We start from the raw sequence: 487 nt of genomic DNA, 5'->3' as shown, positions 1-487 counted from the left end.
GCGGGAGTGGGGGATCGGCGGCGCCGACCCGGCCGGCCTGGACGGCATGCTGCGCACCGAGTACCAGGGCTGCCGCTACTCGCTGGGCTATCCGGCCTGCCCGGACCTGGAGGACCGGGCGAAGATCGCGTCGCTGCTGCGGCCGGAGCGGATCGGCGTGCACCTCTCGGAGGAGTTCCAGCTCCACCCGGAGCAGTCCACCGACGCCCTGTGGGACGCGATCCGCCGCGTCGAGGCGCTCAGGCCGGACTTCGTGTCGGTGACGTACGGGGCGGGCGGCTCGTCCCGCGACCGGACCGTCGACGTCACCCAGCGGATCGTCACCGAGACCACCCTGCGGCCCGTCGCCCACCTCACCGCCGTCGGCCACTCCGTCGCCGAACTGCGCGCGATCATCGGCGCCTACGCCGACGCCGGCGTCCGCGACGTCCTGGTGCTGCGCGGCGACCCCCCGGGCGACCCACGCGGAACATGGACCCCGCACCCG

Annotated in this window: 1 protein-coding gene; it reads left to right on the top strand. The window is 74.9% G+C overall.

The window, feature by feature from the left end:
• Positions 1-487: methylenetetrahydrofolate reductase (locus tag IF73_RS38420; RefSeq protein WP_031015963.1), on the top strand; the 487-nt coding region annotated here is incomplete at both ends.

Origin of the sequence: Streptomyces sp. NRRL F-5727 (genome assembly GCF_000719555.1) — a bacterium.
In the GTDB taxonomy this organism is placed as follows: domain Bacteria; phylum Actinomycetota; class Actinomycetes; order Streptomycetales; family Streptomycetaceae; genus Streptomyces.
This window is presented reverse-complemented; position numbering and strand designations above follow the sequence as displayed.